Source organism: Candidatus Binatia bacterium (assembly GCA_036382395.1).
Classification (GTDB): Bacteria; Desulfobacterota; Binatia; order HRBIN30; family HRBIN30; genus JAGDMS01.
In genome coordinates, this window is record DASVHW010000198.1 from 1 (window position 1) to 2,188 (window position 2,188).

At 63.2% G+C, this 2,188-nt stretch carries 3 protein-coding genes; all 3 read right to left on the bottom strand.

Features of this window, described 5'->3' with window-relative positions; all coding sequences use genetic code 11:
- A partial coding sequence (locus tag VF515_09100) for a DUF4405 domain-containing protein (GenBank protein HEX7407790.1) occupies nt 1-414 on the bottom strand: 414 nt, incomplete at its 3' end.
- A 2-nt stretch (nt 415-416) separates the two neighbouring features.
- Nucleotides 417-905 carry a ubiquinol-cytochrome c reductase iron-sulfur subunit gene (locus VF515_09105; protein ID HEX7407791.1) on the bottom strand — a complete coding sequence of 163 codons (489 nt, stop codon included), beginning with the start codon at nt 903-905 and terminating at the stop codon, nt 417-419.
- A gap of 10 nt (nt 906-915) precedes the next feature.
- On the bottom strand, nt 916-2,188 hold a 1,273-nt coding region (locus tag VF515_09110), incomplete at its 5' end, for an FAD-dependent oxidoreductase (GenBank protein ID HEX7407792.1).

Below are 2,188 nucleotides of genomic sequence, written 5' to 3' on the forward strand. Positions count from 1 at the left end.
GCGGTACGCACCGCGGTAGAAGACGCGGAACATGTGCGCAAACACCAGGAAGACCATCGCGTGCGCGGACCAGCGATGCAGGTTGCGGAGAAACACGCCGGAGGAGACGACGAACTGGAGGTCTTTCATGTCGGCGTACGCCTGCGGGACCGACGGGTGGTAATAGAGCATCAGCAGGATGCCGGTGATGAACAGGATCGCGAAGCAGCCGAAGGTCAGCGTACCCAGGTACCAGGTGACACCGAGGTCGAGCGAGCGGCGCCGCGTCTTGGCCGAGAACAGATGCAGAAAGATGTTCTGCTGGATGGCGAGCACGTTGTGCAGCCGGCTGGCGCCCTGTCCGCCGCGAAACACCGAGCGCCAAACGCGGGTTCCGCGCAGCGTGTCGATGTAGTGGTCGAGCGTCTTCGCCATCGCTACACCTTCACCATCTGCCGCGAGCTCAGTTCCGCGGCCCGGTCCACCATCAGGTCACCGTCGTCGCTGAGCCACATGCGCAGCCAGGGTAGCGGTTTGGGCGCGGGTCCGGCAATCTTGGTTCCGTCGCGTCCGAACTTGCTGCCATGGCACGGGCAGGCGATGATGCCCAGTTCCGGCTTCCATGCGGTCAGGCAGCCCAAGTGGGTGCAGGTGGCCTGGAGCGCATAGAAGCCTTGCGGGCCGTTGACGACAAAAATGCCGGTTTCCGGATCGAGCGTGACCGATTCCGCCGGATATCGGTCAGGCTTGCCGGCGTTGACGATGGGGGAAGGCTCGTAGAGAACGTTAGGCGAGAGAAACTGGTAGGCAAACACGCTGGTCCCGGCGGCGGCGACCGCCACCGAACCGAGGCCGACGCGCACGAAGAACTGGCGCCGGGTGACGCCATCCTTGGTTTCGTTTGTCTCGTTATTTTCGTCGTTCATACGATGAATCTCACTTCGCTTCTGCCCAGGCGGCGGGCTGCCTCACGTCCATCGTCTGGATGGGAATCAATCCGCTCGGCTCGGCGGAGGCGAGCCGGTACGCTTCCATCGTGATCGTGTTCGCTGGGCAGCGGAGGGCGCACAGGCCGCAGCGGATGCAGCGGGTTTCGTCCTTGATCATGGCGGCGCCGCTGATCACGCCGAGTTCCTCGGCCTTCACATCGTCCAACTCGACGGCGAACAACTGCGCGTTGTCCCGGATCGTCTCCAGCACACCGGGCTCGAAGCCGACGCGGTCTAGCGACACCAGGCTGAGGCAATCTTCGGGACAAACATCCACGCAGCCGCCGCAGAGCACGCACTCGGTGCCGTCCTCGGGATTCCCCTCGAATACCGTGTTGATGTAGCAGCGGAGGCAACGGCGCGCTTCGGCCATGGCGGATTCTTCGTCGTAGCCAATCTCTACTTCGGTGACGCCGGTGCGCCGCTCCAGCGGCAGCATGGGCACGGGCTGCCGCGGTATGTCCATGAACTCGGCGAACATGTGGTGGCGGTTGAGGACCTCGACCTCGACCAGCGGCTCGGGATGGCGGCGGCCACGCAGAAGCTCGTCAATCCCGATGGCCGCGCGCTTGCCGTCGGCGACGCTATCAATGATCAGGCGTGGGCCGAAAACACAATCGCCACCCGCGAAGATACCCGAAGCGCTGGTCATGAGCGTGTCGCGGTTGACCGCAATCAGGCCGCGCGGGGAGATATCGACGCCATCCTCGGGCCGTAGAAAATCAAGCTTGGGCGCCTGCCCAATAGCCATGATGATGGTGTCGCACGCGAGTTGTCTTTCCGTGCCCTCGTGAAAAGCGGGATTAAAGCGGCCGTTAGCGTCGAAAACCCATTTGGTATCGAGCGTTTCGAGGGCGACCACTTTGCCGTCGCGTCCGATCATGGCTTTCGGGCCCAGGCCGGGGTGCATGAGGATGCCCTCCGACTCGGCTTCCTCGATCTCTTCCAGCGCGGCCGGCATCTCGTTGCGTTTCTCCAGGCAGACGAGGTGAACTTCCTGTGCGCCCATGCGCAGTGCGGAAAGCGAGATGTCCACCATCTCGTGGGCGGCGACGGCGGAGATCTTTTCGTCGGAGGGAACGATGTCGTCGCCGACGTGCTGCTTTACGACTTCACGCGCCGCGGAGCGGGCCACGTCCATGGCAACATTGCCGCCGCCTATGACAATCACGTTCTTGCCGATGGTGAACTTGTAGCCGAGATTGACGTTGAGCAGGAAG